The organism is Desulfatiglans parachlorophenolica (assembly GCF_055394735.1).
Genome location: NZ_AP042460.1, coordinates 2,538,405 through 2,564,824 on the forward strand (window position 1 = coordinate 2,538,405; position 26,420 = coordinate 2,564,824).

A 26,420-nucleotide genomic window follows, 5' to 3' on the forward strand; every position below is an offset into this window, starting at 1 on the left:
TGCCGGGAGCGAACGCGGGGCTCGTGCCACGGCGCTGTTTCTGAGCCTGATCGAGTCATGTAAAGCCTGCGACGTCAATCCCTGGGAGTATTTCAACGGCATGCTTCGCCGGATCATGCACCATCCTGTCAGCCAATTGCGGGAACTGCTCCCTGATCGGTGGCAGCCGCTGCACAAAGCGGATCCCAGCCAGGGTGCTTCCACAAAGGTATAACCACTTATCCGGCTCACTGTCGCCAGCCTCAAATTTCAAAGATCATCAACGCTCCGGTTTCTCGCTTTAATCAAATCCTACACCAAATCAAACACCCCGGACAGGTGGGTACCTCGGACGCTTACATCTTGAGGATCTTTTCGTAGAAATGGTTAATGGCCGTGGTCCGTTGTAGTTCAAACGGATTATGTAAAATGCAGGTCCTCACCCGTCCATTCCTTGTGGAAGTGGTCCAGGAATGTCTGCACAAAACGATGGCGTTTCTCTGCGATCTGACGGGCCGGCATCGTGTGAAAAAACTCCGGCGTGATCTTGAGGATCTTTTCGTAAAAGTGGTTGATGGCCGTGGTCCGTTGCCCCCGGTAGGTCTCTTCCGGCGAGCGCCTCTCGTCGTGGATGGGGATGCGGTGCAGTCCGTTGTAGGAGAACACCCTCGCGACGGCGATCGCCCCCAGCGCGTCCAGCCGGTCGGCATCCTGGAGGACTTGGGCCTCCAGAGTCTCGGCCTTGAGCCGTTTCGAGAAACGGTGGACCGCAATGCAATGGCCGATTCTTTCCACTTGATCTGCTGAAAACCTTGCGCTCACGAGGATGGGCCGTGCCATGATGGCGCCTTCCTGGGCATGGCATTGGCACTCGCCCCGTTCTTCCCTGGCCCTGGCAATATCGTGGAGCAAGGCCGCTGCCTCCACAATCTCTTTGTCAGCCCCGACTTCTCCGGCAATCCACATAGCCATCCGATGAACGCGCACTACGTGGTCCCAGCCATGTCCGCCTTCGTCCACATAATACCGCTCGATATCAGCCACGGAAAGCTTTGGCACGGGTTTGGCGTTCATAGATTTTCTCCTCGCTTTGTTCACAGACTGTTCGCCCTCGTCAAGGCCGTGTCCTTGAGAATATTTAGCAACCTCATTACCGATACGCCTGAGGCACAGGAATCGCCAGTGGAAGCCCAATCCGGTCATTCCGAACCTTCGTGCCCAAAAGATGAAGTTGGCTCTCGCAGGGGCCCAGCTTTGGTGTATTGGTGAGCAGGCTGAGAGCCGCCGGCACCTGACTTGCTATAGCATCCTGAAACCGAACCCGTGAACCGTGAGATCCGCACCATAGCAGGAGGATGTTAGATGATTCAATTCGATTTGCAGTGGCTGGAAAAGGTCTGGGGGTCCAGGGGGAAGAAGGGACCATATCAAAAGATAGATCTGGAAGCGAGGGCCGGTCGAATAAAATCCCTTTTCATCCAGTATCTCGAAATGGAGGCCTGGAAATTCATCGGCGATCCACCCATCGATCTGAGGATCAAGCCGATCCAGGTTTTCCCCTGGGTCGATTATGTGTGGAGGGGTGAAAACCGCGGGGGCACGAACCACAATGTGCCGCTGCAGAACAAGACCTATCCGGCTGTCCAAAAATTCAGCATCACCCTGGCGCCCAAATTCCTGAGGGCCAAGGAAGAAGATCTGTTGACACTGCTGGACTTTGTTCTCTATGGCGATGCCAAGAGCATCAGGGGATTGATCGAGGCATTTGCCGGGCCGAGGTTTCAGAGACGTCCTGAGAGATTGGCCGCCACACCCAACTCTGGTTGTTTCTTGAGCGACGGCCTGCCCTTGCGCAAAACATCTCCAGCGCGGGGCCGGGTGTACGACCTGGAGACTATCCGCATAAAGGTCGAAAAGGAATTCTTCCAATTCACTACAGGGGTCAAGATCATGTGGGCGGAGAGCGTGTCGTTTAGCGTGGCAGGCCGTTACATACCGGAGGTTCGATGCGTCCTGATCAACCCGGCGCTCGATTATCCGGATGTTCCCTACGTGGTTGTGGAACATTTGGTTCATCACGAACTCCTCCATGATCTGATTCCCAGAAAGGGTCGTTCGGCCCACCATAAGACCTTCAGGGAGGCCGAGCGGCAATATCCCCACTATCAGGAAGCCAAAGCATGGCTGAGGGACAACTACCATTGGATGATGGGGCGTGCCAGGCGGAGGGAGAGGCCATAGGTCTGGGCGGCAAGAGGAGCCCCTTCCGATACTCGTACCCTCAAACAGAAGCTTGCCGATGAGACTTAGCAGGTAAATCAGGATTTGTGATAGTAATAAAAGGAGATCGCCTGGATGAGAAAACATAAACCCGTCTTCAGAATCCTGATTGTGGAGGATGACCCTGAGCGGGCTGATATCCTTCAAAGCTGGCTTCCGGAAGGTACTCGGGCCGTGGTGGTAACCAGCGCGGGGAAGGCCATGGGGCTCCTTACAAGGGACCGGGGTAACGTGTATGCCGGAATCCTTCTGGATCATGATCTTCAGCAGCAGACAGCCGCCAGCTCTGATCACTATCTCTCGGGCGAGCAGGTTGCCGAGGCCATCATTCGATACGTGGCCAAAGATGTCCCCATCCTGGTCCATTCGGTGAATGTACAGCGGGCGCCGGTCATGGTGAGCAAGTTGGAAGCATCGGGGTTCTGGGTGACCCGCATTCCTATGGATGATCTTCAGAAGGAATCGCTTGTGGAGTGGCTGGAGGATGCCCGGGAGATATGGGCGGACCGGGAAGAGATATGAACCGGATCCGTTCAGAGGTGGGGAAAATCTCTAAATCGAAAGGAGTGTGGCATGGCATGTGACTATTTTTACAGAGGCAGCCTGAATGATCATCGATTGCAGGAAAAGGTAGTGGAACTGGTAGCGCAATTCTGGTCCGACGGGATGTGGCTTTATCCTGAACCCAAAACGCTTTATCCAACCTTAAGAGCCATCGATACGTTCAGGAGCGAGGGAGAGTATCCGTTCAATTTTTTTGGCTTTGTTCCATTTCCGGAATCGGATTTTCTGGAGCATGGGCAGATGGTCTTCGACCGAACCGATGGGGGCCGACTGGTTACCTTTTCCACGCTGCCCCCCGTTTATGACATTGAATGTATGGATTTGAACAAGGGCTTGGATCGAGAGACGGTGATCTCTGTAAAGCGAGGAGGCTATTTTAGAGGATCGGCCAGCTATCGATTCGGGTTGCTGTTTTGCGTCATCAAAAGGCGCTATTTTCATGACCTTTGGGTCGGGGATGACTACGATGTTTTTAAAGAAACGGAATACCTGATAGATCGCCTTCGCATTGCCGATACCGTCATGAACGAGAGCTTGACCTTTAACGACTGCTACGGCCTTTTTGAGACCGCCCATAAGAAGTATCGTGCCAGGAGGGCAAGCCACAAAGGGGCACATGAGCGGCTGGCCCGTATCCAGGAAGCCAGGAGAAAACGCCTGCAAGGGGAGGACCACGGGAAGCCCGCCATAGTGAATCCGATTCGATCCCTTGGCAACATATACGCTGAGACTGCTGCACTCCTTAAGGCTGAGAGAACGGTTGAAAAGATCCGCAGCAACGACGACATGCAGGAGGAGAGCTGATGAATTCGAAGGAATTGACGGATTTGAGGGAACGGCTTTCTGAAAGTGATCACGCCCTATTCCAAGGCTTGGATGATTCTGAGACGGAACGTTTCTTCTCCTATCTGTTCTCTGTGCCGAAGAAGCCGGATAGTGTGCCGAGTCTCCGGTCCCAGGCCATCGCTCTGTACGATCCGTTCTGCGACAGGCGTGTCTATCCCATTGGAATAATGAGGCAATCCGCTCCTTACAGCTTCTGCAATCATGGATGCTCCTATTGTTACGGGAGGAACTATCTGCATCAGTTCGGAAGGAGCGCCACCGTTAAAAAGGGGTTCCGCCGGGCCTTTTACCGATCTTGGGAGGCCATGAAGTCCCTCAACCTCCCCCCGAGGCATCTGTCCATGGCCAGTTCCACCGACGTGTTTCAAGAGAAGTTGGAAAAGGAACATCGCCATACTCTCTACATGCTCCAACGGTTGAGAGAGTATCGGGACCTTTTTTCCTCGATCTGCATCCTGACCAAAAATCCCGGGATGCTTCTGGATGATCCGGCCTACGTGGCGGCTGTCAAAAATCTCGGTCTGGAGGTCCAGGTCAGCATCGCCTTCTGGCGGGATGAGATGGGAAGACGGCTCGAACCCGGAGCGCCCGTCGTGTCATAACGTCGCAGGGCTGTGGAAAGGCTCGTGAGTGAAGGGGTCCCTGTGGCCCTCCGAATGGATCCCCTCTTCCCCCGAGGTATTGACGGGTGCACGGAATACCAGAGTCTTGTGAATGACCTTGCACCACTCGTCTCCTGGGCAGCCCAAACGGGCGTCAGTTACGTCATCACGTCACCCCTTAAACTGGTCTTTCGCCGAAACACGGTGTCCTGGTTCAATGAATCCGTCATCAAGGCCTTCCCAATAATCCGGGGCGGTCCGTCTGTTAACGGGCCACCCCGTCTTCCCTTCCAAGCACCAACCCCTCCTTATTTTCAACAAATTCCCACAAGAGAGTTCCAATTCCGTTTACTTGCCCCTGTTTGCCACACGCTGCCTGGATTCTTTGCGTTCTCTACCCCATTTCCTTTACCCTTGGCCCTGAATTCGACGCGGTCAACACCATGGGCGGTCTGGTCTATACGCTCGAGGACGCCACGAAGTTCCATGGCTCCGTGGCCAGCAAGAGCCGGTTCCCCACCCTGAAAGAGCTTTACTCCTCCCTGCTCGGAACGGCCACCCCCAATCCCAACCTCGAGAAGGAAGAATCCATCAACTACGAGGTCGGCGTGGAACGCCCTCTGCCGTGGAAGAGCAGTGCGTCGCTCGCGCTCTTTTACGCCGATGTCGACAATCTGATCGTGCGGACGACACTCCAGGGAAACGATTTTTACGACAACATCGGCAAGGCCAGGCATCAGGGCCTCGAACTCGGCTTCAAATCGGAGTTTCTGCCTGACAACACACTGGAAGCCCACTACACGTATCTCGATGCCGAAAACCGCTCGCCGGACCGGGTCAGCGACCATCTCCCGGAGTCTCCGAAGCACCAGATCTACCTGAGCGACCTGTATCAGGCCAGCGAGTGGCTGTCCTTCTTCTCCAAGATCCAGTACAACGCCGGTCAATGGGAACAGAAGGCTGATCTCGAGTGGACCGAACTCAGCAGCTACTGGCTCTTCGATCTGAAGGCCATGGCCGAAATCAGCAAATTCCTGGTGGCCGAGGTGGGCGTACCAAACCTGTTCGATGAAAATTACGAGACCGGCTACGGCTTCCCAAGGGAAGGCAGGACCTTCTTCTATGGATTGCGCGGGACTTTCTAGAAGGAAGTCTCCAGAAGAAGCACGCAGAACTGGGAAAGATTTTGTTTTTTGCTCGGACAAGACCTTCCTCCTTGTTTTCCAAAGGGCGTATATGAACATGCCCATTTTTCTCAACCAACAGCTACTTGCCATTCTGCTCAGTGCTATGGTTATGCTCTGCGCCGTTTGCCTGCTGTCTCCCCCTGCCGCACCGGCCGGCTCGGACGACTCACCGTCGAACTCACCGACTCGCCCGGTTCTCTGGCGGAGGTCACGGCCGTCCTCGGACGGCTGGAGGCGAACATCGTCGAAGTCCTGCATCAACGGACCTTCGTCAGCCTCCCCCTGCAGTCGGCGGAGGTGGAGTTCATCCTCCAGACACGGGGGCTTCCCCACATGCGCGCAGTGGTCGAGGGTCTCCGGGCGGAGGGCATCGAGGGCCGGTGGGTGGAGCAGCAGGCGGACTGAGGCCGGGTGGAGGCTCTTCTCCGAAGACCCTGCCAGGTCAGTGGAATCGCCTCTTCCGGCTGCAAGGCGCGGCCGAGTCCTCACCGTGAGGTGGATCCTTTGCCGCTCACCGGATAGAAGGCCGACAAAAGAATCACGGATAGAAAACTGTCCGTCAGGATGTTCATCCCGACGGAACCTCCCTGGAATGGGCGAATGGCATGTGTGATAATCCACAGAGCGGGCCAGCCATAACGGATCGAATGCAGGCTGATAGGAAGTCAATTACAGAAGAAGCTGATTCCGGGATGTCTTTCCGGCCTTTCCTGATATCGCTCCAGACGCAAGCAGACTTACGGCATCCAAATCGCGATCGACACGCCCGCCGCAGCGGCGACGGTCAGCGGCAGGCACACGCGCCAACCCATGCTCCTGTGCCCGACGACCAGGGCCATCACCCCTTTGACCATCGAGTTGACCGCAGCGGCGATGACGATGCCCATCGCGGCAACCGGCACATCCAGGCCCTGCTGGCTCATGCGCGTCAGCGACAGGGTGATCGCGTCCACATCGGCGACCCCGGAAGCCGCCGCGAGGGCCCATATCCCCGCCTCCCCGAACCATTCCGTGAACGCCTTCCCCATCAGCATCACGCCGGCGAGCAGCGCGCCGAACGTGAGGGCCGATGTCAGTTCGAGCGGGTTGCGGAGGGACCGCCCCGCATCCTCTTTCACATCGGTCGATTTGAAGAGATAGAGCGCGGCCGGTCCATAGATGACCAGGGACATCACCAGCGCCGGCATCAGCAACGGTTTGAAGAGAGGGGGGTGAATCCCGCCGGCTACGAGCACCATGCGCGGGAACATCGTACCGCAGGCGACGAGGGTCCCACCGGCAAGGACCGTCGCGAATTCCGGTCGTGCGGATGAAAGGCGGGCAAAATTGAGCGTCAGGGCTGTGGAAGAGGCCAGACCCCCGAACACGCCGGCAAAGGCCGACCCTCGACGGGGGCCGCCCACCCGGATGGCGAAATACCCGGCGAAGGAAATCGCCGCGACCAGGACCACCATCCACCAGATAACGTAAGGATTCAATATCCGCCATGGTCCGAAGCCCCGGTCGGGCAGCAGCGGCAAAAGGACGACGGAGATGAGAAGCAGTTTGACGCCGGCCGTCAGCTCGTTTTCGCGCAGGGCGCCCAGCCAGCGGTGCAAAACGCCCTTGTGGCTCAAGAGGAGCGCCGCAATGACCGCGCAGGCCGCAGCGATCACCATCTGGCCGGAGCCTGCCAGGGCCCCGAAGACAAAGGTCAGCAGGCCCGCGATCTCGCTGGTGATGCCGGCATCCTTGTTCTGCCTGAGGTTGGCGATGTATACCGCCGCCATCAGCCCGGCCAGACCGAGGAAGAGGATCCCGATCAGGAGGGGCCCATGGGCGAGGCCCAGCAGACCGCCCCCGCCGCCAAGCAGACCGATCAGGGCAAAGGTCCGCAGCCCCGCCACCCGCTCGCCCTCCTGGGCCTCCCGGCCCTGCCAGCCCCGCTCGATTCCGATCAGAAGCCCGATCGCCAATGCGACGCCCATCCGCAGAAACGGACCATACTGCGCTTCCATCGCTCAAACCCTCCGTCCGGGAAACCTCCAGCAGAAAAAGCTCCTTTCCCCCTTCGGGAAGCCCTTCTAGAACCAGCGTCCCAGGTACAGATAAAGAGAATCGTTGCCTCCCTCGGCATGACCGAAGCCAAGATACACCGGGCCGAGCTGCGTGTCGACACCCACATACAGGCTGCCGGCCCAAATCGCATCGCTGAAGCCGATATCGTCCTTGTCCTGCCAGACGTTGCCCAATTCCAGGGACCCCCCGAAGTAGGTGGGGAGCAGGTTGAAGTCTCCAATGCGCCGAAAATAGACAATCCGCGCCAGCGCCAGCTGCTGTCCGCTCAGCTGGTCCTGATTGAAGCCGGAGAGGTTGAAGAGGCCTCCCAGGCGGAACACGTTCTGAAGAGGCGCATCGCCCTCCAGGGTCGTGTAGCAGCTGAAGGCCGCGATGAAGGTGTGCCGGCCCCACGTCTTCGGCAGAACGGCATCCAGCTCCAACTGATCGAAGGAGACGTCGGATCCCAGGGCCTCGCGCGAAGCATTCCAACCGAGGGAGGCGTAGGCGCCCTCGCGGGGGAAAAAGAGGCTGTCCAGCTTGTCTGCCGAAAGCCGGAAAAAGAACTCTACCCCATCGAAATCGCTCTCCGGGGCCGGACTCCCTGTCAAGACCTCGATGTCTCCCATGTAGCGCTGCACCCCCCCGGTGATCGCCCCCCAGGTGCCGAACTCCCGTCCGAGTTCCAGGGCGAGACCGTACACGTCCGCATAGTATTCGGCAATGCGTTGATCCTGCTCGTACACCCCGATTTGCATGCCGTCCCAGAAAAGGACGGGGGCTATGAAGTACGGGCTGGCGGCTGACAAAGGCTGGTAGAACCGCGTAAAAATGCCGGGCTCTCCGCCGATCTCCACGAGCGTCCGCCACTCCCCTCCCCAACGATTGACCGCCGTCCGCCGGTAGCCCACCGCCAGTTCGAAGCTGTTGTCGCCCTTGAAATTGTTGTCGAGCCTCAAACCGAACTCGAGGTAATTGGGCCCCCAGGCCTTCTCGGTGGCGCGGACAACCAATCCGGTTTGACCGGCTTCTTCCACCACCTCGTAGCTCACCTTTTCGAAGTAATCGAGGCCGTATATCCTCCCGATGTCAGCCTCCAGCGAGGCGGTCTCCAACGGCTCGCCTATCTTGACGTTCAACTGGGACCTGATCACCTCATCGCTCAGGCGGGAATGGTTCTCGATCCTCACAAACCGGATCACCGGTACGGTCTTCACGGGGGTTTTCCGCCCCGAACGATAGGCTGCATATTCCGCTGCGGACAAGGCCAGACGCGCGAGGAAGTCCTCATTCGCCCTGGCCGCCGCGGCGCCTCTCGAAACCGCCTCCCCGGCGCGGTCGAACGAGGCGGTGGTCACCCCCCCCAGGTCCGGGAGGATGAGCAGATCCTGCTCGTTCAGGGACGCGATCTGTTCGTCCGTACTCCGTCGGGTCAGCAGGCGCGTAAGCTGTCCGGTGATGGAGAGGACCGAAGCCAGCTCCTTGCGCCGGGAAAGAGGGGTGGTGATGTCCACCGCGATGACTACATCCGCCCCCATATCCCGAGCCACATCGATGGGCAGGTTGTTGCTCACTCCGCCGTCGACCAGGAGCCTCCCCTCGACTTCGATGGGGGAGAAGACCCCCGGGATGGACATGCTGGCGCGCATGGCGGTGGCCAGATCTCCGGATCCGAGCACGACCGCCTCACCGGTCACGATATCCGCCGCCACCGCCCGGTAGGGAATCTTCAGGCAGTCAAAGTCCTTGATATCCACCACAGGAATGGTGAGCGTCCGAAAGATCAACTCGATCTTCTGGCCCTCGATCAATCCGGTGGGAAGTGTCAGCTTCCCGTCATTGAAGCCGGGTCTGCTCTTGACCAGAAAAAGCCTGTCCTCAAGTTTACGATGATAGGCCAGGTCCCCGCGCGGCGTCGCGTCTGCAAAGGCCTGGTCCCAGTCTATCGCAGTGACGGTCCTCTCGATCTCGTCGATTGGCATACCCGAAGCGTACAGGCCACCTATAATCGCGCCCATGCTGGTGCCGGCTATGCAATCGACGGGGACCCGCAGTTCCTCCAGGACTCGGAGCACCCCGATATGGGCCGCTCCCCTGGCTCCGCCGCCGCTCAGCGCCAGGCCCACGCGCGGGCGATCCAGCCTCATGGGTGCACAGCCCTCGGGTTCCGCGCAGTCGACCTCCGCGCAGAGCAGGGTGACACCGAAAAGGCCGACGAACATGGCCGACAGACGTCCAGGAAAAAACATCCTTCTAGGAGCCTTCCGCTTGAAAAGCATCGTATCCCTCCATCCCGGTTGCACGACCTCCTGCCAGAGCACCCTTTTCCCCCTTCCTCGATAGGTCAGGGTTCTCTCCTCCTGCGGCGGCACGGTCAGCCAGCACCAGAGCCGAATCCCGGCGGATGCCCCCGGCCGGGATGGAGGCGTCGCCCTCCAGCAGGCGCTTGAGCATCGGGGCCTTTTCGGCCCCTGTCACGATCCACAAGATCTCCCGTGAGCGGTTGAGCAGCGGGTAGGTCAAGGTCATCCTGGGCCGCCCCTGGTACGCCTCCGTCACGGCCACATCTCGGTCCAAAACCAGCAGCACGGGATCTCCGGGCACCAGGGATGCCGTGTGCCCGTCGGATCCAAGGCCCAGATGGACGAGATCGAGGACAGGGGGCGTTCCCGCGATGTCCCGAAGCGTTTGGGCATAGCATTGGGCCGCAGCCGCCAGATCGGGGTGCTCCACCGGCATGGGGTGGATCCGGCCTTCGTGCAGAGGTGCGCATTCGAGAAGGGATGCCCGCAGATGCGTCAGGTTCCGGTCAGGATGCCCTCCGGGTGCGACCCGCTCGTCCACCTGCACGACATGGACCTTCTCCCAGGTGAGCGCTTCATCAGCCAGGGCACGGAGCATGATCCACGGGGTTTTCCCTCCACTGACCGCCATAAGGAAAATGCCGCGCGCGGCGACCGCCGCCCGGGCCCTTTCCGCAATGACCGCCGCCGCTTTCTTCGCGACAGCCTCGGCATCCGAAAGCACCTCGATTCGCATGGACCTACTCCTCCCGATTCACCCCCGGCAAGGGCCCGGGCACGTCAGAGCGTGTCAACCTTCATGCGTCTGGGGAAGAGCCCATTGAATCCATTATCAAGTGTATGATCCAATCAGGAATAAAAGAAATCCTTATTCTCGATAAAGAAAAAAGGATCGTTGGAGATGTCACGATGCTCGATCTGCTGAAATATGAGCACCTGGATCAGGAATAAGAAAGGTCGCGCCCAACCCCCCTTCCAGGAAACGGCTGCCCCATGCCTGCCTGAACAAGGCCGTGGCCGCCTCACCGGTGCAGTGGCTCGGCGCGACCTTCTCGACTCCGAGGGTCTCGAGGCGCGCAATGATCTCCAGGATCTCCTTACGAGAAGCACCCCCGAGATGGAAGCCACCCATCAAGAGGGTGATCTTTTTGCCCCTGAGGCGGACGGCAGCCGCGGCGATGCGATCGATCCCCGGATGGGCGCAGCCGGTAATCACCACCAGCCCGCTCTCCGTCTCCAGGATCATGGCCTGCTCGGCGATGCCATCGGGAAGGGCCCCCGTCGTATAAACGCCTTTTGCAACCGTGTCACCGGCGGCTACCACTTTTACAACCCCTCCCCTGCCGGCGATCCAGTCCTTGAAGGTCTGCGGAAATTCGGCCGGCACGATGACCGGCACCCCGGATCGTTCCCCGAGAATCGCATCGAGTCCCCCGGTATGATCCCCGTGCATGTGAGAGAGAAAAACGGCATCGACGCGTTTCGGATCCAGACCGAGCTTTCGCATATTGCCGGTCAATATCCCCCCGTCCCCCCCGGTGTCGAAGAGGATGTTCCCGCCCCGGCCTTCGACAAAGCATGAGAAGCCCCAGTTCGCGGCAAGGCCGGGCACCTGGGGGACGTTGTTGAAAACAACGGTGATGCGCAGCGGAATGTGCTCCGCTGAGGCTGTAACAGTGGCGCCTTGTGCGACAAGGAAGGTCGTAGCCACTCGAAAAACCCAACGGGAAAAAAGGTTTCCGGACATATCGCCCCCCCCTTGGCACATCAGGAATCAAATCAAGCGGTCTTCTCCCTTTTTAGTCAAGACTCGGCTTCTTTAGCAAGGAAATCTTCAATACGACCCCGAATGGCATCGCGGACCATGCGGACCCGTGCAAGGATCTCCTCGGGCGTCCCGGTGAATGAGGACGGATCGGGAAAGGGCCAGTGCTGGCGGTTCTGTATACCTGGGAAGACCGGGCATTTTTCCTCCGTCTCTTTCTCACAGACATAGATCACGTAACTGTACAGCCGCCCTTCCTTGAAGAATTCAAAAACGCTATCCGATTTTTTCGCCTTCAGATCGTAACCGAGTTCCTGCATCGCCTCGATGACATACGGATTGATGCCACGCGGTTCAAGCCCGGCACTTTCCGCTTCGAAACGGCCTTTCCCAAGATCATTCAGGAACGTCTCCGCCATCTGGCTTCGTGCTGAATTGTGCGTACATACAAAAAGAACGCGTTTTGCCATCATAATAATCCACCTTTCCAAGGATGTGACCCAACCGATGCGCCAGGCAGGCAGATCTCGCTCGACCGCCGAAACTCCCCCCCTTCTCCAAACCGGTCCCGGAGCCGGGATCCGATGCTCATCGCGCTGGGCAGGAGCATCGGGTTTCCTGGTCTCCATCTTATGACTGATTTTTGCCCTTAAATGTTAGAAAATGGTTACGTCCCTCGAGGAAATGCAAAAACGGCGAACATACGGATCGGCTTGTGGCAGGCAGGCATTTATCCTCTTGACATGCAGGCCCTGACAGGGATAACTGCTTTGAAGCCTAGACGGTTTCCATCAGAAAAGGGCCTTTTTGGCCAATCTCGGCCTCAATCTGCGCGTTTGCCTATGCGGGGGCCACCAGGTCGCCTCCGCGCAATCGATTGATTTCTTTGGTATTGGCAAACCAGGGCTCACCCCGCAGGGGTGGGACTGAGCACGCGAAGCGTGTGAAGAAAAAATCCTCATTTATGAATTGGAAACGGAGTTGTACCGGAAAATCATTTCCGGATAAATACCATCCCGACGACCAGGAGGAAAAAATGCGGAATCGAAGACATTTTTCATGCAGGATGGCTTGCCTTTTCATTCTCTCGACGCTCATCCTGGCGGCCGCCCCCTACCGCGGGACAGTCGAGGCCGGCAAGGTCAAGGATTTTTCAGCCCGGCAGGTGATCATCGCCCCTGACGGCGAGGTCGAACAGGCCGGCGAACTGTTTATGAGCGACGGCAAGATGCGTATGCAGACCTTTACCCCTCAATCCCCCGAAGGCATGACGATCATCGTCCGGCAGGACAAAAAACTGCAGTGGATGCTCAACACGCAGGACAAGACCTATTTCGAGCGTCCCCTGGACGAAAACGAGTTCAAACAGCTGATGAAGAGCCACGTGGAAGAGCAAAGCGTCAAGGAACTCGGCACCGAGACGGTCAACGGCTATGAATGCAAGAAGAAGGAGATGATCGTCACCGTCAACGTCATGGGGCGCACCATGACCTCGAGATCCATCGTATGGATGTCCGACCGGTTCGACATCCCGCTTCGTACGCGCAATGAAGACGGCACCATGACCGAAATGCGCGAGATCAAGGAAGGCAAACAACCCGCCGGCCTTTTCGAAGTGCCCGGAGACTACCGGAAGGTCGCCGGCATGATGGAGCTCTTCCCGATTGAAGAGGAAGGAGAAGAGGCGCCTCCGGGGCAGGGCTTCAAGATCCCGGACGAACTCAAGGACAAACTTCCCAAGGGCTTCAAGATGCCCGCCATCCCGAAGCAGTAGAGCGGTACCATGTCGAGCGACCCTGCCGTCATTCTGAAACCGGGCAAGGCGAAGGCCCTGCAGAACCGCCATCCCTGGGTCTTCTCCGGGGCCGTGGCCGCATGGCCTGAATCGGCCGAGGAAGGCGGGCTCGTGCGGGTCCTGAGCCATGACGGCCGGTTTCTCGCACGCGGCTACCTGAACCGCCGATCTCAGATCAGCGTCCGCATCCTCACGTTCGATCCGAAGGAGGCCATCGACGATGATTTCTGGCTGAACCGCCTGGACCGTGCAGCAGCGCTCAGGCAGGATATCACGGCAACCTCGGAAACCGACATGCTCCGTCTCATCCACGCCGAGGGGGACGGGCTTCCCGGGCTGATCGTCGACCGCTACGGTGACTGGCTGGCCGTGCAGTTCCTGACGCTCGGGATGGACTCCCGAAAGGCACTCCTCACGAAACTTCTCGACCGCCGCTTCCAACCGGCGGGCATCTGGGAGCGAAGCGACGCAGAGGTCCGCCGGAAGGAGGGGCTCCGTCCTGAAAGCGGGCCGCTCTCAGGTGAACCGCCGCCGGAACGTTTGATTTTGCAGGAAAACGGCATCCGGTTCGCCGTCGACATCCGAAGAGGGCACAAGACCGGCTTCTACCTCGACCAGAGAGAAAACCGCCTCAAAGTCAAACGCTGGTTCCATTCCCTCGGAGAAGGCCGGCTCTTGAACGCCTTCAGCTACACCGGCGCCTTCGGCATCTGCGCACTCACGGCCGGACTGTCGCACGTCACCCACATCGACAGTTCGGCCGCCGCCCTGGAGCTCGCATCGGAAAACGCGCGGATCAACGGTTTCGATCCGGGATCCCGCACGACCGCCGTTTCCGGAGATGTCTTCCAGGTCCTGAGGACCTTTCGGGACGAACGGCGGCGTTTCGATGCCGTCGTCCTGGATCCGCCCAAACTCGCTTCGAACCGCGGGCAGATCATCCCGGCCTCCCGCGGGTACAAAGACCTGAACCTTCTCGCCATGCAGCTTCTCCGACCGGGAGGTCTGCTGGTGACTTTTTCCTGCTCGGGCCTCGTCAGCCCGGATCTTTTCCAAAAAATCCTTTTTGCGGCGGCACTCGATGCAAACCGTAGCGTCCAGATCCTCGACTGGCTCAACCAGGCCCCGGACCACCCCGTCCCGCTCTATTTCCCCGAGGCCCACTATCTGAAGGGATTCGTCTGCCGGGTGAATTGACAGCGACCTCCCTTTTGTGTGCCTGCGGCGATGTCATTTTGCGACGGCCACGGCGAGTTTCACCGCAACAGTCTTACCGTCGGTGCTTTCAGCAGCGGTCACATCCAGGATTGAAATCCGCGAAGCCTCCGCCCCGCCCTCGACCATGAGGGCGGCCTTCACGGCCGAGGCTCGAATCTCAGCCAGCGCAGGGAGGGCCATCGGTCCGAGTTCCATGGCACCCAGCACCTTTTCGAAAAGCATTTCGTAAAACGGAGCCCACAGAACCTCTCTCCCGGCACTTTCTGGAGAGGCCCTGTCTTCCTCCGCCGCCTGCTTCAGTTCCGCTTCAAAGGTCTGTTCGAGTCTGCGCAAATCCTCCTTCTCGTGATAAAGCACAAAGCGCCTCTCCACAGCACCCTGAACCTCCCGCTCATGGAAAACCACCGGCCCCGGCTCCTCACCAGGCCGAAGCACAACCCCGCTCTCCGCCGCCAATTCCCGACGAAGGATCGTCTCCTTGATGGCACGCCCGTCGACCGCCGGATCATATCCCCCCTGCACCTCCAGGACAAGCTGCGGCCGCTGGGCGAGGGCCTCAGCCAGATGAACCAGTTTTTCCAGTTCCGGCGGTGGAACCGCAGAGGATCCTGCCGCAAACAGGACCTTGTCGAGTTCCTCTTCTTTTGCACCGATCAGGCTTCCCAGGAGCCGGAATGGGGCGGTGGCTGCCTTTGTAATGACATTGACGAAGGCCTTCCAGATCAGATGCCCGTAGCTGAATTCAGGATCATCCAGGTTGCCCCGCACCGGCAGCCCGAGGTCGATCCTCCCCCGTGAATCCCTGAGAAGCGCCAGCGCCAGTTCGAGCGGCAGATTGGGCGCCTCTGAATCTTCGACGCGGCCGCCGAGGGTCAACTGGTCGATAACGACCTGATTTTCCCCCATCAACCGGCTTTCCTCGATGGTGTATTCGAGATCGAGCGACAATTTGCCGGACTGGATCAGATACCCCGCAAACGTGGCCGAATACGGGGTGAGGCCGCGCATGGACACATTCTTGAAATCGAGGGTGAGGTGGGTGGAGGTCTTCGGGCTCGACGGCATGATCGTCCCGCCGATCTTCACTGTGCCGTATTCGTCGACCCGCCCGGCAAGCTCGATCGCGGCCTCGCTTTCTCGGGCGCTCGAAATCCCGGTCACCATCCCGTTGAGTTCGTGGATCAAGGTCGAGAACTGCGGTCTAAGATTCAGATCGGCGAACTCGAGGGTCCCGCCCTGCAAACGGATGCGCTCCACGCGGAAAGGAAAGCCTTCGCCCGCCGCCTGCGCGGCGGGCGCTTCACCTTCCGGGGCGGTCTCTGCGCGCACCATCAGATCCGATATGTTCGTGCTCTTGTCTTCATGGATAACCAGTTTCCCGGAAGGCTTGAAGAGGCTCACCTCCTCGATCGCCAGGCCCCCGGGTTCGAGCGTCAGGTCGATCCCTGAAACCCTCAGGCCTTCCCAGGCCAGCAGGCGCTCCTTGTCGCGCTGATCTTCGAGCAGGAAATCCGAGACCTCGGAGCTGCCTTTGAAGGCGAGCTTGGCGTCCGCCCCCTTAATGCCGTATTGGAGCGAGCCTTTCAGGCCGGCCCTTCCCGACGACAGCCGGGCACGCAGGACCCGCTCGATGTAGGGCTGAAAGGATGTCAAGGCGAGTTCCGCAACCTCCAAATCAGCCGTCACTGACCCAGCCGCTGCAAGCAGCTCCCCTTTGGCCGTGAGCCGGCCCCCTTCCACTACATCCGTGCCGATCTCGAATCGGATCGGGACCGTGTCGTCATTCGACACATCTTCGAGTTGCAGATCGATCCCCTGCAACCCTATCCGCATGGGCGCGGGCAGCGTCTTGTCTTCAATGCCCACATCGAACGCGAGGAGCTTCAAAGATTTGACCATCAGCGACCAAGGGGAGGATGCCGGTTCTCCCTCGTCGGCGGCCGGGGACTCGTCCGCTTCTTCGACCTCCGTCTTCCGGCTGCCGGCGGCACGGGTCCAGTTCACGCCCCCTGCCTTCTCGAGGACTACGCCGCTCGCACCGTCCTGCAGGATCACCTCTCCAAGTGCAACCGTCCGCTCCGCCAGATCGAAATGACCGCCGGCCAGTTTGATCTCAGCCAGTTCGAGTTCGGGTCCGTCTTCACCCCGGAATCGGCAGCGGAGCCCGGCCAGCTGTGCAGCGATATCCTTCGCCACCGCTTGCATCTTGTCACCACCCGCTTCCATGCTAGCGCCTAAACCGAGCGTCAGGGACCCTACGCTTGCATCGAGCGGCAGAACGCGGGTTCCATCCCTGAGATCGATGGCGAGTCCGCTCAGTTCGAAGCGGTCGAGGTCGATCTTCCAAGGCACAGACGGTTCAGACGGCGGATCGTCCTGCGGTTTCTCCCCATTGCGATCCTCTCCATCTGCAGGCATCAGCTGCGTCCAATTCAGGTTCCCGTTTTCGTCTATCGTTGCCCGCACACGGCCGTCCACAACCGTGACCTTACCTACATGGACGGCCTGCCGGCCCAAGTCCAGACCCGCGTCTTCCACCCCGATCTTGGCCAGACTGAGCAGGGATTCGGACTCCCCCCGTCGCCGCAGGTCAATGCCGTCCACCTGCAACCCAAGCGCATCCAGATGCACCACTGGGCTGTCACCGCTGAGATCGAAACGGTAATGGGTGCGCATTTGGATGACCCCTTTCGGTTCCTCCAACGCCACCCTGTCACGAAAAAACTGCCAAAGCTTTGCGAGAAACAGATTATCCAACGAAAGGGATCCGCTCGATGTAACCGGATCGAGGGATACCTCCCCCTGCCAGCTGAGGAAGGCCCCTCCCGGCGTCTGGGCCGTGATCGTATAGGGGCCTTTGTGCCCGGGCAGCGTCTTGATGTCCGTCAATTCGATATTCAAGGGCGTGATCTCGATATCGGCAGGTTCTTCACCCCTCTGATCGGCAAAACGCACCGTCGCTTCAACCAGCGAGACCTTCTCGAAGATCATTCGTGGTAATCCGCCCGGCTCGGCCTCGGGCTCCGATTCGGTCTTTTCCCCATTCCCGCCGAACCCATCGGCCAGATTTGCGAAATTGAAGCTCCCGTCCGGTCCGATGATGCCGTCCACCAGCAATCTGTCCAGCCTGATTTCTGCGAAGGTCCAGGCCCGGTTGAAGATGCTCGACGATTCGAAATCCGCCAGGAACCCATCGAAGGCAGCCATCGCCGAACCGTCGACATCCTTCAGCTCGAGCCCCTCCAACTCAAAACGGTAGGTATAGGGATTGAACCTCACTTTCTGTATCGTGAGATCCCAGTTCAGTCGTTCAGCGGCGAATCTTTCGAGATAGTAGCGGGAGAGAAAAGGAACCAGGAAAAACCCGAGGAGCGTGTAGACCACCACTGCGGCCACGCCGGCGATCACCCAGCGGTTCCCCAGCACCCGCACCAGCAGCTTGCGGGACGTTTTCTTTTCAGCCGACGGTTGCATGCTTCCATGCCTCCTTTCGAATCCGGATTCACCACCCGAGCAAAGCGGTTCGAGTACGGAAAATCAGCCGAATGCGAATCAGCATTAGGACCACCACACACCGCCAAGGATAGCGGGAAGCGAGTCAATACCATTCATGATAACGCGTACATCCCAAAAAGTCGAGGGAGGGGGTGATGTTCTCCGATTCTCAACCGCCCCCTCCTCTCCTCTTCTCCCATAGAAAATCCATGTCTATTGCCACAAAACTATCGGATATTCCAGTTTGACAATACATATTTTTCTATAATATAGAGACTCGCATATGCCATTGAGAGCCGGATTCGCCAAAGGAGGAGGAAAAGGAAAATGGATGCCATCAAGCGGTTTTTTGCCAGTCGATGGGGGATTGTCAGCGTCGGCGTCTTCATCGGCCTGTTCGCCGCACTGCTGCAAAAATGGGGCAACCCGGGGAACATGGGAATCTGCGTAGCCTGTTTCGAACGGGATATCGCCGGTGCCGTCGGGCTTCACCGTGCCGACGTGGTACAATACCTGCGGCCGGAGATCATCGGCTTTGTCCTGGGGGCATTGCTCGCCGCCTATACGTTCAAAGAATTTCACCCGCGGGCCGGGTCCGCCCCGATCGTAAGGTTTTTCCTCGGCGCCTTCGCCATGATCGGCGCCCTTGTGTTCCTGGGCTGCCCCTGGCGCGCCCTGCTACGCCTTGCCGGCGGGGATGGGAACGCCATCCTCGGAATCGCCGGGTTGATCTTCGGCATCTGGATCGGCACACGCTTCCTCAAGGCCGGGTACAACCTCGGCCGCACGACCAGGACCTATGCATCCGTAGGCTGGCTCATGCCGCTGCTCATGGCGGGATTCCTGGCGCTGCTGCTCGTCTTTCCGCAGGTGTCGGGGGAACCCAAGAGCGGAATTCTCTTCTACAGCCTGAAAGGCCCCGGCTCCATGCACGCACCGCTCGCCGTCTCGCTGATCGTGGGCCTCGCCATCGGCTTTCTGGCGCAAAGGAGCCGTTTCTGCACCATGGGGGCGTTCCGCGATCTGCTTCTCTTCAGGCAGGCGCATCTTTTTTCCGGGCTTCTCGCCTTGACCCTCACCGCCTTCCTGGTCAATCTGGCGCTCGGGCAGTTCCGCCCCGGCTTCGCCGGGCAGCCGGTGTCGCATACGATGCATTTCTGGAATTTTGCAGGCATGGTCCTTGCCGGCCTCGCCTTCGCCCTTGCCGGAGGGTGCCCCGGACGTCAGCTTTTTCTAGCGGGTGAGGGCGACGGCGACGCGGCCGTCTTTGTGATGGGGATGATCGTGGGTGCCGGGTTCTCCCACAACTTCGGGCTGGCCAGTTCCCCGAACGGCGTCGGCCCCCACGGCATCGCCGCAGTGATCATCGGCCTGCTGGCCTGCCTTTTCATCGGTTTCACCATGAGAAAAAAAGCCGCTTAAATGGAGGTTCTTAGACACATGGCAACGACAGTCGATGCACGGGGTCTTTCCTGCCCCCAGCCCGTCCTCATGACGATGGACGAGATGAAAAAACTCGGCAAAGGGGAAATCCAAATCCTGGTCGATACGGAAACGTCACGGGAAAATGTCAGCCGGGCCGCTGCCAGCCAGGGTTGGCAGGTCGAAGACACACAACCGGACGGCGATGGATTCCGCGTCCATATCGTCAAAAGATAGCGCAAAACGGAAGGGACCATGGCACTTGCCAACCTTTTCAAACGTAAGACCACGTTGCCCCCCGGCAGCAAGACGCCTGTATGGGACCGCGGGATTCTCGTCTTTGAAAACACGAGCGAAGTCCTCCGCGCCGAAAAGCTCCTCAAGTCCGAAGGCTGGGATATCCGTGTCATGGGGCCGCCTCCCGAGATCCGCACCGGCTGTGACCTGGTCATCACCTTCCCCCTGATCGAAGAGATGAAGATCCGTCAAACCCTTCACAGCGCGGATCTCGCGCCGCTCGATGTGGTGCCGGTGAACAGCCCGTTGCTTCAGCCGGTGGACCTCTTTCAGATCAAGGACTATGGCCGGCACCTGATGGTCCGCGCGGCCAACATGAAGCTGACCATCGATCTGGAAACCCGGATCATCGTCAACGTTTCCGGCGGCGGGTGCCCCGACGTCCCCTATCTGGCCGCCGAAATGGTCGGCAAACGGCTGGACGAGGCGCCCCACCCGAAAGATATCGGCCACACGCTCTGCGGCTATGCGCTTCAACTGGCCTACGAGGAAATGAGGCGGCGATGTTAGCGATCGTGGGAACCGTTCCCTATGAGGATGTGCCCATTGTGGTCGGAAACGCCGATCTGCAGGATGGTCTGCTCCAAATCGAAGACCGGCGCTTCCCCGTCAATCGAGGCACACCGGCCCTGCTGGCAGCGGCCGCTACGGTCTGCCGGGCGCTGGGGCGGCCATCGCCCCTCGCGTACCTGGTGGGAGACACCGGACCCGGGAAAGGCAGCCGCCACCTCTATGATTACCTGACCAGGCACCTCGGCGAGGTGGAATTGGACGTTCTCGCCTTCCACTACCTCCAGCCGGACGCCGACTGGCACAACAAGGTGCTCTTTGCGATCGAAGAGATGCCGAGGCGTCCCGTCCTGATCGCGGATGCCGGGTTCATGTATGCCGCAAAGATGAGCGGACAGGCTGAGGCCTACGATCTTTTCACCCCGGACGTCGGGGAACTGGCCTTTCTGGCCGACGAAGAGGCGCCCCATCCTTTCTACACGCGCGGATTCATCCTCCACCGCGAAGACGCCGCACCGGAGATGATCGCCCGGGCCTACGAACATGCCAACGCCGCCCGGAACCTGCTCGTCAAGGGCAGCAAGGACTATGTCGCCGATCGGGAAGGCATCCGGGCGATCGTTGACCACCCGAGCGAGGAAGCGCTGGAGGCCATCGGCGGCACGGGCGACACACTGACCGGCATCGTGGCGGCCTTGATCGCATCGGGCATGCCCCTGCAGGAAGCAGCCGAAAAGGCCGCAAAGATCAATCGCCTGGCAGGGGCCCGTGCCCAGCCCACACCCGCCACCCAGGTGATCGACATCATCCAGCACATCTCCTCCGCCCTTGGGTAGCGCATGGATGGCCTTTTTCCTGCTCTGATACAGGGTGGGTTTTGCATCTATTAGCGGCAAGGGAAAGGCCTCCCGTCGCCCAACCCTCTCTTCACGTCCAGCGTCCTCCGGTTTTCATCCGGAAACAGCCCTTTTGAGCAATCTCGGCGTCACTCTGTGCGTTTGCTTGTGCGACCTGCAGGCCGGTCTCCCGCGCAAGCGCTTGATTTCCTGGATATGGGTTAAACCGAGACCCACCCAGCAGCGGTGGGACCGAACACGCGAAGCGTGTGAAGAAACTGGGACCCACCCCGCAGGGGTGGGACTGAGCACGCGAAGCGTGTGAAGAAAAATCCTCATTTCCGGATGGACACGAACCGCCAAAAAAATCAAAAAATAATCTCTGTGTGACCGTATCTGTCAAACTCCTATGCTAGTTTCCATCTGGAAATGATCTTTTTGGTCAATCTCGGGGTCAATCTGCGCGTTTGCTTGTGCGGCGACCACCAGGTCGTCTCCGCACAAACGTTTGATTTCCTTGATATTGGCCAAACCGGGACCCGCCGCGGAGCGGTGGGACTGAGCGGCGAAGCGGTGAAGAAAAATCCTCATTTCCGGAATGGAAACCGGGTTCTATAGGGAAATCATTTCCGGATGGATACTATGCTAGAATCATTGCGTAAGCTGAAGAGAAAAGCGTTTATTCTCGATTTGGCAAACGGGTATGACGATAGGCATCCTGCATTTCACGCTGCCCCGGTACGAAACGTTCTGGCCATCCTGGAGGGAGTAAACATGCAAGTTCCCTGGTTATCCAAAAGATCCATCGCACTGAAAGCCACCAAACTCGCTGAAGATTTTCAGAGAAAAGCCGGATACACCATCAACCCTCCCATCCCCGTTGATGAAATCATCGAGCGCTCACTGGGCCTGAATCTCTGCTATATGGATCTCGAACGAATCCTTGGCAGGGGCGTGCTAGGGGCCACCTACGCAAATGCGAAGCTTGTCTGCATCAATGAGAGGCTCTTCGAAGACGGGTCGGAGGGCAGGCTTGTCTTTACCTGTGCGCACGAGGCAGGCCACTGGGTCCTTCACCTGCCGTATGTGAACGTCCAGGATCGGCATGATTCGAGCGGCGCTGCCATCGTGTGTCGACTCAAAGATGCGAGAGAGCCGATCGAATGGCAAGCCGACTACTTCGCCTCATGCCTTCTCATGCCTGAAAAGGCGATGAGAGAAGCATTCGAGAATCTGTGCGGGCCTGAACCGATCGTCATGGAAAACTCAAGAGAATCTGACGGAGGAACTGGCGCGGGGCAAGGACCGTTCCTGGAACAATGGCCTTATATCGCCGCCGCCATGTGTGAAGCAGGGGGTTTTTCCAATGTCTCCAAACAGGCCATGGTCATCCGCCTGCAGGACCTCGGCCTGCTGGTCAACAAGACCGGCACAGGAATGGATTGGCAAACCCTGCTGGGCGAATAGCGCAACCGACAGGATGGGAGAACCAACACTCCCAGTCCTTTCAGCGAGACTCCAGCCGAAAATGATAACGAGCTAGTTTCCATCCGGAAATGGTCTTTTTGGCCAATCTCGGCGTCAATCTGCACGTTTGTTTGTGCGGCGACCACCAGGTCGCCTCCGCGCAAGCGCTTGATTTCCTTGATATTGTCCAAAAATCCTCATTTCCGGATTGGAAACTGGGTTCTATAAGAAAATCATTTCCGGATGGACACGAGCTAAGCCCAAGCAACCGATCCGGGAACGAGGATCCTTTAAGCAAACGTGATGATTGACTTTAGGCCGGCCAAGAACGTTGTTTGCGGAAGGAAACTACACCAACATAGGGCATTTTTCACGGGCTGGTCCTTCATTATTGAATCCTTTCAGCAGGGCATATTCCTCACTCCGGACCAGCCCGTTTTATATGGTCTATCTCACGGACAATTTCGGCAGACCCCAGTCACTCACAGGCTCGTAATGCAGCGTGGCCGGGTTGGCTTTGACGATCCGCATGGTCGAGAGCGGGCAATGATCAGCCGGCGAATAGGTGATGCTGCCGGTTATGCCACCCGTGTCGAAATCCCGCATGGATTCCAGTGTGCTGAGGAATTTTTCCCTCGTTAGATCCGCCCCGCACCGTTTCATCGCCTCGGTCATGATCATGGCGTTTACATGGGAAATGATATAATACCGCTCGGGCACCGTATCGGCTGGATTGTTCTTGAACCACAGTTCCATCAGGCTCGCCATGCCGGGGATATTCTTCTCATAGGGCAACGCTGTGTATTCCGATGCATAAAAATTCTTCGCCGCATCGCCCGCCACTTTGATGACCTGCTCGTAGCGGGTATTGGCCGTTGCAAAAACAGGTACGTCGAGCCCCACCTTGGCGGCCTCCTTCAGAAGCATGATGCTGTGGGAGGGGATCGTCGTAACGAAAAGGTAATCGGGCTTCGCGGCCTTCAGGTTGAAGACCTGCGAACTGATATCGATCGCGCCACGGCTGTATTTCTCTTCGGCCACTACGTTCAGTCCATACTTCTGCACCGCAGCATCGAACCCCTTCTTTCCTTCCATCCCAAACTCGTCATCCTGATAGAAGAGGGCAACCCTCGGGTTTTCCGCCTTCAACGTGAAGAGGACATGTTCGATATTGAAGATCATATTCTCGGAGTAGTAGGGGCCGAAGGAAAAGATATACTGCGGGGTTTCGGGTGAAAAGATACTGGATGATGCAATGGTACAAAAAGACGGAAGTTTTTCGCGCTTGATGCTCGGTGCAAGGGCGGCTGTAATCGGTACCCCCGAGGTCGAGCTGCAGGCAAAGATCTTGTCCCTCGTGATCAGCTTCTTCAGGCCCGCGACGGCGGTCGGCGGCTCGTATTTACAGTCTTCGGCGATGAACCTGATTTTTCTGCCATGAATCCCTCCCTGTTCGTTGACGGAATCGAAATAGTCCTTGGCGCCGTTCGCAATCGCCACGCCGACCATGGCGATCTTCCCAGTCAACGGGGAGACACTGCCGATGACGATCTCGTTCTCCGTTACCCCGATTTCTCCAGCACTCGTTTTCGCCGCCCACGCCATGGCGATAAGCCCCACGAACAGCCCTGCAACGATCAATCCCTTTTTCATGACGAACCCCCTCCTGAATCTGATTAAGTCCTGACCATTCCGCTCCGACACACGCTTACCGCTCAATCACCAAACCGCCTGAAACAGGCCTGCCGTGTGATCAAAACGAGGCATGCGTGGACCATCCGCACGCCGCCCGGTATCGCCACAAACCCCTAACCCAGCTCCGCACGACAGCAAGAAGGCCGACCACCACATTCCAGGCCCGCTAATGGGTATAGGGCCACATCTGCCAGTAGCTCTTGATGTTCCTCCAGATCCCGTAAAGGCCCTTCGGCTCGACGATCACGAAGAGCATGATAATCAGTCCGTAGAGCATGAGATTGATGTCTGCGAACCGCTCCACCAGAAGGGGATGGTTCTCCCGCAACAGGTCGGGCAGATATTTCAGAAGCTCGGGGAGGATGGTCATGAAGACGGCCCCGAAGATGGACCCCAGGATCGAGCCGAGCCCCCCGATAATGATCATGGCCAGATACTGCACCGAGAGGTTGAGTTCGAAATGGTTCGGACCAATGAATTGCATGTAATGGGCATAGAGCGCACCAGCGATTCCTCCGTAGAAAGAGCTGACGGCAAACGCGGAGAGCTTATACCAGCATAGCCCGATACCCATGGATTCCGCCGCGATATCGCGGTCCCGGATCGCGATCCAGGCCCTGCCCGGCCGCGATCGGGCCAGGTTCCGCGCATACAGAACAGCCAGAGCCGCCATCGGGAAAACCAGAAAGAAAAACTGCCTGTCCGTCTCGAAAGGAACCCCGCCGATCGATGCGGGCAGGACGATCATCCCGTTGGTGCCGTTGGTCAGGCTGACCCAGATGTTGGCCACATATTCCACGATGAAGCCGAAGGCAAAGGTGGTGATCGCGAGGTAAAGCCCCTTGAGCTTCAGCGACGGTATACCTACCAGGAGGCCGCAGAGCGTGGCGATCAGCCCGGCGGCCGGCAATGCCAGAAGAAAGGGCAGGCCGGCCTCGACCAGCCTGGCGCTGGCATAAGCCCCGATCGCCAGAAATCCAGCGTGTCCGACGGAGATCTGGCCAGTGAATCCGGTCAGGATATTGAGCCCCAGCGCCCCGATGGTTGCGATAGCGCACAGATTCACAATGTAGACGATGTAGACATCCGAGACCAGCACCAGACCCACCAGGCCGATGACAAACAGAACCACACAGGTCTTGACGAAACCGGTCTGAAAGATGGCGATATCATCCCGGTAAGAGGTCTTGAAGTCTCCGCTTATCATGCTTCCGCTCCTCTTTCTCTAAACTCGCTCGATCTCTTCCTTACCGAAAAGTCCGTAGGGTTTGATCATCAGAATCGCAATCAGAATGACGAAGGACGTGATCTCCTTGACGTCCCCCCCGAGATAGCCGCCGGCAAGATTTTCCACCACACCCACGATCAGGCCCCCGACAATCGCACCGGGGATGCTGTCCAATCCCCCAAGCACGACGGCGGGGAAAACCTTGATGCCAACGAAACTCGACGACGGGTGGAGATAGGTCATGCTGCTCAGCATGATGCCACCGATCGCGGCCACCACGGCGGAGACCGCCCAGGAAAGACCGAAGATCTTCCGCACGCTGATCCCCATGAGCAGAGACGCATCCTGGTCATTCGCCACCGCCCGCATGCCGATCCCCAAATTCGAAAACTTGAAGAAGCACGCGAAACCGAGGATCAGGATGCCCGCCAGAACAATGGTAGCCAGATGCGCGGGGGAGATGATCAAGCCTGCAAACGAAACCGGGGCCTCCGGGACAACGGACGGAAGCTTCCTGAACATGTATCCCCAACACAGACCGATCAACCCCTTGAGGAAAACACTCAGCCCGACCGTAACCATGATCACCGAAAAGATCGGCTCCCCCACCATCGGCCTGAAAAACAGTTCCTCGGTCAAAAATCCGATCAGCGCCGTTGCGACAAAGGTCAGCAGAAAGGCCCAGAAGATGGGGATATGAATCTGGACAACAAAAAAGTAGCAGATGAAGGCGCCCAGGGTCATGAGTTCACCCTGCGCAAAATTGAAGACATCCGTGGCCTTGTAGATGATTACGAACCCCAGGGCGACCAGGGAGTAGATACTCCCTACGGCTAAACCGCTGAGGCCGAGTTGAAGCAGGTTGCTGAAAAACTCGCCGGCCATTGTCCCCTC

At 58.5% G+C, this 26,420-nt stretch carries 29 protein-coding genes; 19 read left to right on the plus strand and 10 right to left on the minus strand.

Annotated features, from left to right (window positions below):
- Positions 1-49 precede the first annotated feature (49 nt).
- Positions 50-214, plus strand: a complete 165-nt coding sequence (locus ACZ500_RS11790; RefSeq protein ID WP_464233040.1) for a transposase domain-containing protein — start codon at positions 50-52, stop codon at positions 212-214.
- A 185-nt stretch (positions 215-399) separates the two neighbouring features.
- Here ACZ500_RS11790 and ACZ500_RS11795 read toward each other — a convergent pair whose 3' ends face one another.
- A complete protein-coding gene (locus ACZ500_RS11795) occupies positions 400-1,053 on the minus strand; it encodes an HD domain-containing protein (RefSeq protein ID WP_464232674.1) in 654 nt (217 codons plus the stop codon).
- Positions 1,054-1,341: 288 nt separating this feature from the next.
- Here ACZ500_RS11795 and ACZ500_RS11800 point away from each other — a divergent pair, with 288 nt between their 5' ends.
- The 6 genes from ACZ500_RS11800 to ACZ500_RS11825 all read left to right on the plus strand — a co-directional run bounded on the left by ACZ500_RS11800 (position 1,342) and on the right by ACZ500_RS11825 (position 5,863).
- Complete coding sequence (locus ACZ500_RS11800) at positions 1,342-2,220, plus strand: hypothetical protein (RefSeq protein WP_464232675.1); 879 nt, start codon at positions 1,342-1,344, stop codon at positions 2,218-2,220.
- A gap of 114 nt (positions 2,221-2,334) precedes the next feature.
- Positions 2,335-2,781 carry a cyclic-phosphate processing receiver domain-containing protein gene (locus ACZ500_RS11805; protein WP_464232676.1) on the plus strand — a complete coding sequence of 149 codons (447 nt, stop codon included), beginning with the start codon at positions 2,335-2,337 and terminating at the stop codon, positions 2,779-2,781.
- A 51-nt stretch (positions 2,782-2,832) separates the two neighbouring features.
- Positions 2,833-3,627, plus strand: a complete 795-nt coding sequence (locus ACZ500_RS11810) for a hypothetical protein (RefSeq protein ID WP_464232677.1) — start codon at positions 2,833-2,835, stop codon at positions 3,625-3,627.
- The gene (locus ACZ500_RS11815) at positions 3,627-4,271 is read left to right on the plus strand and encodes a radical SAM family protein (protein WP_464232678.1); all 645 of its coding nucleotides are present in this window, start codon (positions 3,627-3,629) and stop codon (positions 4,269-4,271) included. The genes ACZ500_RS11810 and ACZ500_RS11815 overlap by 1 nt, the downstream gene beginning before the upstream one ends.
- Before the next feature lie 362 nt (positions 4,272-4,633).
- On the plus strand, positions 4,634-5,416 hold the full coding sequence (locus ACZ500_RS11820) for a TonB-dependent receptor domain-containing protein (RefSeq protein WP_464232679.1): 783 nt from the start codon (positions 4,634-4,636) through the stop codon (positions 5,414-5,416).
- Positions 5,417-5,581: 165 nt separating this feature from the next.
- Positions 5,582-5,863, plus strand: a complete 282-nt coding sequence (locus ACZ500_RS11825) for a hypothetical protein (protein WP_464232680.1) — start codon at positions 5,582-5,584, stop codon at positions 5,861-5,863.
- A gap of 332 nt (positions 5,864-6,195) precedes the next feature.
- On the opposite strand, the gene ACZ500_RS11830 is transcribed toward ACZ500_RS11825, so the two are convergent.
- The 3 genes from ACZ500_RS11830 to pgl form a co-directional block, all read right to left on the minus strand.
- Positions 6,196-7,455 carry an MgtC/SapB family protein gene (locus tag ACZ500_RS11830; RefSeq protein ID WP_464232681.1) on the minus strand — a complete coding sequence of 420 codons (1,260 nt, stop codon included), beginning with the start codon at positions 7,453-7,455 and terminating at the stop codon, positions 6,196-6,198.
- A gap of 66 nt (positions 7,456-7,521) precedes the next feature.
- Positions 7,522-9,774 (minus strand): patatin-like phospholipase family protein, encoded by a 2,253-nt coding sequence (locus tag ACZ500_RS11835; RefSeq protein ID WP_464232682.1) that lies wholly within the window; start codon positions 9,772-9,774, stop codon positions 7,522-7,524.
- A complete protein-coding gene (pgl, locus tag ACZ500_RS11840) occupies positions 9,749-10,534 on the minus strand; it encodes a 6-phosphogluconolactonase (RefSeq protein WP_464232683.1) in 786 nt (261 codons plus the stop codon). Before pgl ends, ACZ500_RS11835 begins: the two co-directional genes overlap by 26 nt.
- Positions 10,535-10,638: 104 nt before the next feature.
- On the opposite strand from pgl, the gene ACZ500_RS11845 reads away from it, so the two are divergent.
- Entirely contained in the window at positions 10,639-10,749 is a 111-nt protein-coding gene (locus ACZ500_RS11845) for a hypothetical protein (protein ID WP_464232684.1), read from the plus strand.
- On the opposite strand, the gene ACZ500_RS11850 is transcribed toward ACZ500_RS11845, so the two are convergent.
- The gene (locus tag ACZ500_RS11850; protein WP_464232685.1) at positions 10,703-11,545 is read right to left on the minus strand and encodes an MBL fold metallo-hydrolase; all 843 of its coding nucleotides are present in this window, start codon (positions 11,543-11,545) and stop codon (positions 10,703-10,705) included. The genes ACZ500_RS11845 and ACZ500_RS11850 overlap by 47 nt on opposite strands.
- A gap of 56 nt (positions 11,546-11,601) precedes the next feature.
- A complete protein-coding gene (locus ACZ500_RS11855) occupies positions 11,602-11,982 on the minus strand; it encodes an arsenate reductase ArsC (RefSeq protein ID WP_464232686.1) in 381 nt (126 codons plus the stop codon).
- Between the two features lie 388 nt (positions 11,983-12,370).
- Here ACZ500_RS11855 and ACZ500_RS11860 point away from each other — a divergent pair, with 388 nt between their 5' ends.
- From ACZ500_RS11860 to ACZ500_RS11870, 3 genes are read left to right on the plus strand one after another with little or no spacing between them, the layout of a single operon-like run.
- Entirely contained in the window at positions 12,371-12,493 is a 123-nt protein-coding gene (locus ACZ500_RS11860) for a hypothetical protein (RefSeq protein WP_464232687.1), read from the plus strand.
- Between the two features lie 34 nt (positions 12,494-12,527).
- Positions 12,528-13,337 (plus strand): DUF4412 domain-containing protein, encoded by an 810-nt coding sequence (locus tag ACZ500_RS11865; protein WP_464232688.1) that lies wholly within the window; start codon positions 12,528-12,530, stop codon positions 13,335-13,337.
- Positions 13,338-13,346: 9 nt separating this feature from the next.
- The gene (locus ACZ500_RS11870) at positions 13,347-14,555 is read left to right on the plus strand and encodes a class I SAM-dependent rRNA methyltransferase (RefSeq protein ID WP_464232689.1); all 1,209 of its coding nucleotides are present in this window, start codon (positions 13,347-13,349) and stop codon (positions 14,553-14,555) included.
- A gap of 33 nt (positions 14,556-14,588) precedes the next feature.
- Here the strand turns inward: ACZ500_RS11870 and ACZ500_RS11875 are convergent, their stop codons facing one another.
- A complete protein-coding gene (locus ACZ500_RS11875; RefSeq protein WP_464232690.1) occupies positions 14,589-18,050 on the minus strand; it encodes a DUF748 domain-containing protein in 3,462 nt (1,153 codons plus the stop codon).
- Between the two features lie 348 nt (positions 18,051-18,398).
- Here ACZ500_RS11875 and yedE point away from each other — a divergent pair, with 348 nt between their 5' ends.
- From yedE to ACZ500_RS11915, 8 genes are all read left to right on the plus strand, one after another.
- Positions 18,399-19,493, plus strand: a complete 1,095-nt coding sequence (gene yedE, locus ACZ500_RS11880) for a YedE family putative selenium transporter (RefSeq protein WP_464232691.1) — start codon at positions 18,399-18,401, stop codon at positions 19,491-19,493.
- Between the two features lie 18 nt (positions 19,494-19,511).
- Positions 19,512-19,730: a sulfurtransferase TusA family protein gene (locus ACZ500_RS11885; protein ID WP_464232692.1), complete on the plus strand. Its 219-nt coding sequence runs from the start codon at positions 19,512-19,514 to the stop codon at positions 19,728-19,730.
- An 18-nt stretch (positions 19,731-19,748) separates the two neighbouring features.
- Entirely contained in the window at positions 19,749-20,300 is a 552-nt protein-coding gene (locus ACZ500_RS11890) for a putative Se/S carrier protein (RefSeq protein WP_464232693.1), read from the plus strand.
- A complete protein-coding gene (locus tag ACZ500_RS11895; protein WP_464232694.1) occupies positions 20,294-21,136 on the plus strand; it encodes an NAD(P)H-hydrate dehydratase in 843 nt (280 codons plus the stop codon). The genes ACZ500_RS11890 and ACZ500_RS11895 overlap by 7 nt, the downstream gene beginning before the upstream one ends.
- A gap of 133 nt (positions 21,137-21,269) precedes the next feature.
- Positions 21,270-21,461 carry a hypothetical protein gene (locus ACZ500_RS11900; protein WP_464232695.1) on the plus strand — a complete coding sequence of 64 codons (192 nt, stop codon included), beginning with the start codon at positions 21,270-21,272 and terminating at the stop codon, positions 21,459-21,461.
- A 104-nt stretch (positions 21,462-21,565) separates the two neighbouring features.
- The gene (locus ACZ500_RS11905; protein ID WP_464232696.1) at positions 21,566-21,754 is read left to right on the plus strand and encodes a hypothetical protein; all 189 of its coding nucleotides are present in this window, start codon (positions 21,566-21,568) and stop codon (positions 21,752-21,754) included.
- A gap of 156 nt (positions 21,755-21,910) precedes the next feature.
- Positions 21,911-22,603: an ImmA/IrrE family metallo-endopeptidase gene (locus ACZ500_RS11910; RefSeq protein WP_464232697.1), complete on the plus strand. Its 693-nt coding sequence runs from the start codon at positions 21,911-21,913 to the stop codon at positions 22,601-22,603.
- Positions 22,604-22,692: 89 nt separating this feature from the next.
- Entirely contained in the window at positions 22,693-22,914 is a 222-nt protein-coding gene (locus tag ACZ500_RS11915) for a hypothetical protein (RefSeq protein ID WP_464232698.1), read from the plus strand.
- A 136-nt stretch (positions 22,915-23,050) separates the two neighbouring features.
- Here ACZ500_RS11915 and ACZ500_RS11920 read toward each other — a convergent pair whose 3' ends face one another.
- From ACZ500_RS11920 to ACZ500_RS11930, 3 genes are all read right to left on the minus strand, one after another.
- Complete coding sequence (locus ACZ500_RS11920; protein WP_464232699.1) at positions 23,051-24,256, minus strand: ABC transporter substrate-binding protein; 1,206 nt, start codon at positions 24,254-24,256, stop codon at positions 23,051-23,053.
- Positions 24,257-24,464: 208 nt separating this feature from the next.
- Positions 24,465-25,505: a branched-chain amino acid ABC transporter permease gene (locus ACZ500_RS11925; protein WP_464232700.1), complete on the minus strand. Its 1,041-nt coding sequence runs from the start codon at positions 25,503-25,505 to the stop codon at positions 24,465-24,467.
- An 18-nt stretch (positions 25,506-25,523) separates the two neighbouring features.
- On the minus strand, positions 25,524-26,411 hold the full coding sequence (locus ACZ500_RS11930) for a branched-chain amino acid ABC transporter permease (RefSeq protein ID WP_464232701.1): 888 nt from the start codon (positions 26,409-26,411) through the stop codon (positions 25,524-25,526).
- Positions 26,412-26,420 lie beyond the last annotated feature (9 nt).

Excerpts from the sequence above, each read along its gene's own strand:
- ACZ500_RS11795 (WP_464232674.1), bottom strand. The coding sequence starts at position 1,053 with ATGAACGCCAAACCCGTGCCAAAGCTTTCCGTGGCTGATATCGAGCGG.
- ACZ500_RS11800 (WP_464232675.1), top strand. The coding sequence starts at position 1,342 with ATGATTCAATTCGATTTGCAGTGGCTGGAAAAGGTCTGGGGGTCCAGG.
- ACZ500_RS11805 (WP_464232676.1), top strand. The coding sequence starts at position 2,335 with ATGAGAAAACATAAACCCGTCTTCAGAATCCTGATTGTGGAGGATGAC.
- ACZ500_RS11810 (WP_464232677.1), top strand. The coding sequence starts at position 2,833 with ATGGCATGTGACTATTTTTACAGAGGCAGCCTGAATGATCATCGATTG.
- ACZ500_RS11815 (WP_464232678.1), top strand. The coding sequence starts at position 3,627 with ATGAATTCGAAGGAATTGACGGATTTGAGGGAACGGCTTTCTGAAAGT.
- ACZ500_RS11830 (WP_464232681.1), bottom strand. The coding sequence starts at position 7,455 with ATGGAAGCGCAGTATGGTCCGTTTCTGCGGATGGGCGTCGCATTGGCG.
- ACZ500_RS11835 (WP_464232682.1), bottom strand. The coding sequence starts at position 9,774 with ATGCTTTTCAAGCGGAAGGCTCCTAGAAGGATGTTTTTTCCTGGACGT.
- pgl (WP_464232683.1), bottom strand. The coding sequence starts at position 10,534 with ATGCGAATCGAGGTGCTTTCGGATGCCGAGGCTGTCGCGAAGAAAGCG.
- ACZ500_RS11845 (WP_464232684.1), top strand. The coding sequence starts at position 10,639 with ATGATCCAATCAGGAATAAAAGAAATCCTTATTCTCGATAAAGAAAAA.
- ACZ500_RS11850 (WP_464232685.1), bottom strand. The coding sequence starts at position 11,545 with ATGTCCGGAAACCTTTTTTCCCGTTGGGTTTTTCGAGTGGCTACGACC.
- ACZ500_RS11855 (WP_464232686.1), bottom strand. The coding sequence starts at position 11,982 with ATGGCGGAGACGTTCCTGAATGATCTTGGGAAAGGCCGTTTCGAAGCG.
- ACZ500_RS11865 (WP_464232688.1), top strand. The coding sequence starts at position 12,528 with ATGAATTGGAAACGGAGTTGTACCGGAAAATCATTTCCGGATAAATAC.
- ACZ500_RS11870 (WP_464232689.1), top strand. The coding sequence starts at position 13,347 with ATGTCGAGCGACCCTGCCGTCATTCTGAAACCGGGCAAGGCGAAGGCC.
- ACZ500_RS11875 (WP_464232690.1), bottom strand. The coding sequence starts at position 18,050 with ATGCAACCGTCGGCTGAAAAGAAAACGTCCCGCAAGCTGCTGGTGCGG.
- yedE (WP_464232691.1), top strand. The coding sequence starts at position 18,399 with ATGGATGCCATCAAGCGGTTTTTTGCCAGTCGATGGGGGATTGTCAGC.
- ACZ500_RS11885 (WP_464232692.1), top strand. The coding sequence starts at position 19,512 with ATGGCAACGACAGTCGATGCACGGGGTCTTTCCTGCCCCCAGCCCGTC.
- ACZ500_RS11890 (WP_464232693.1), top strand. The coding sequence starts at position 19,749 with ATGGCACTTGCCAACCTTTTCAAACGTAAGACCACGTTGCCCCCCGGC.
- ACZ500_RS11895 (WP_464232694.1), top strand. The coding sequence starts at position 20,294 with ATGTTAGCGATCGTGGGAACCGTTCCCTATGAGGATGTGCCCATTGTG.
- ACZ500_RS11905 (WP_464232696.1), top strand. The coding sequence starts at position 21,566 with ATGATCTTTTTGGTCAATCTCGGGGTCAATCTGCGCGTTTGCTTGTGC.
- ACZ500_RS11910 (WP_464232697.1), top strand. The coding sequence starts at position 21,911 with ATGCAAGTTCCCTGGTTATCCAAAAGATCCATCGCACTGAAAGCCACC.
- ACZ500_RS11915 (WP_464232698.1), top strand. The coding sequence starts at position 22,693 with ATGGTCTTTTTGGCCAATCTCGGCGTCAATCTGCACGTTTGTTTGTGC.
- ACZ500_RS11920 (WP_464232699.1), bottom strand. The coding sequence starts at position 24,256 with ATGAAAAAGGGATTGATCGTTGCAGGGCTGTTCGTGGGGCTTATCGCC.
- ACZ500_RS11925 (WP_464232700.1), bottom strand. The coding sequence starts at position 25,505 with ATGATAAGCGGAGACTTCAAGACCTCTTACCGGGATGATATCGCCATC.
- ACZ500_RS11930 (WP_464232701.1), bottom strand. The coding sequence starts at position 26,411 with ATGGCCGGCGAGTTTTTCAGCAACCTGCTTCAACTCGGCCTCAGCGGT.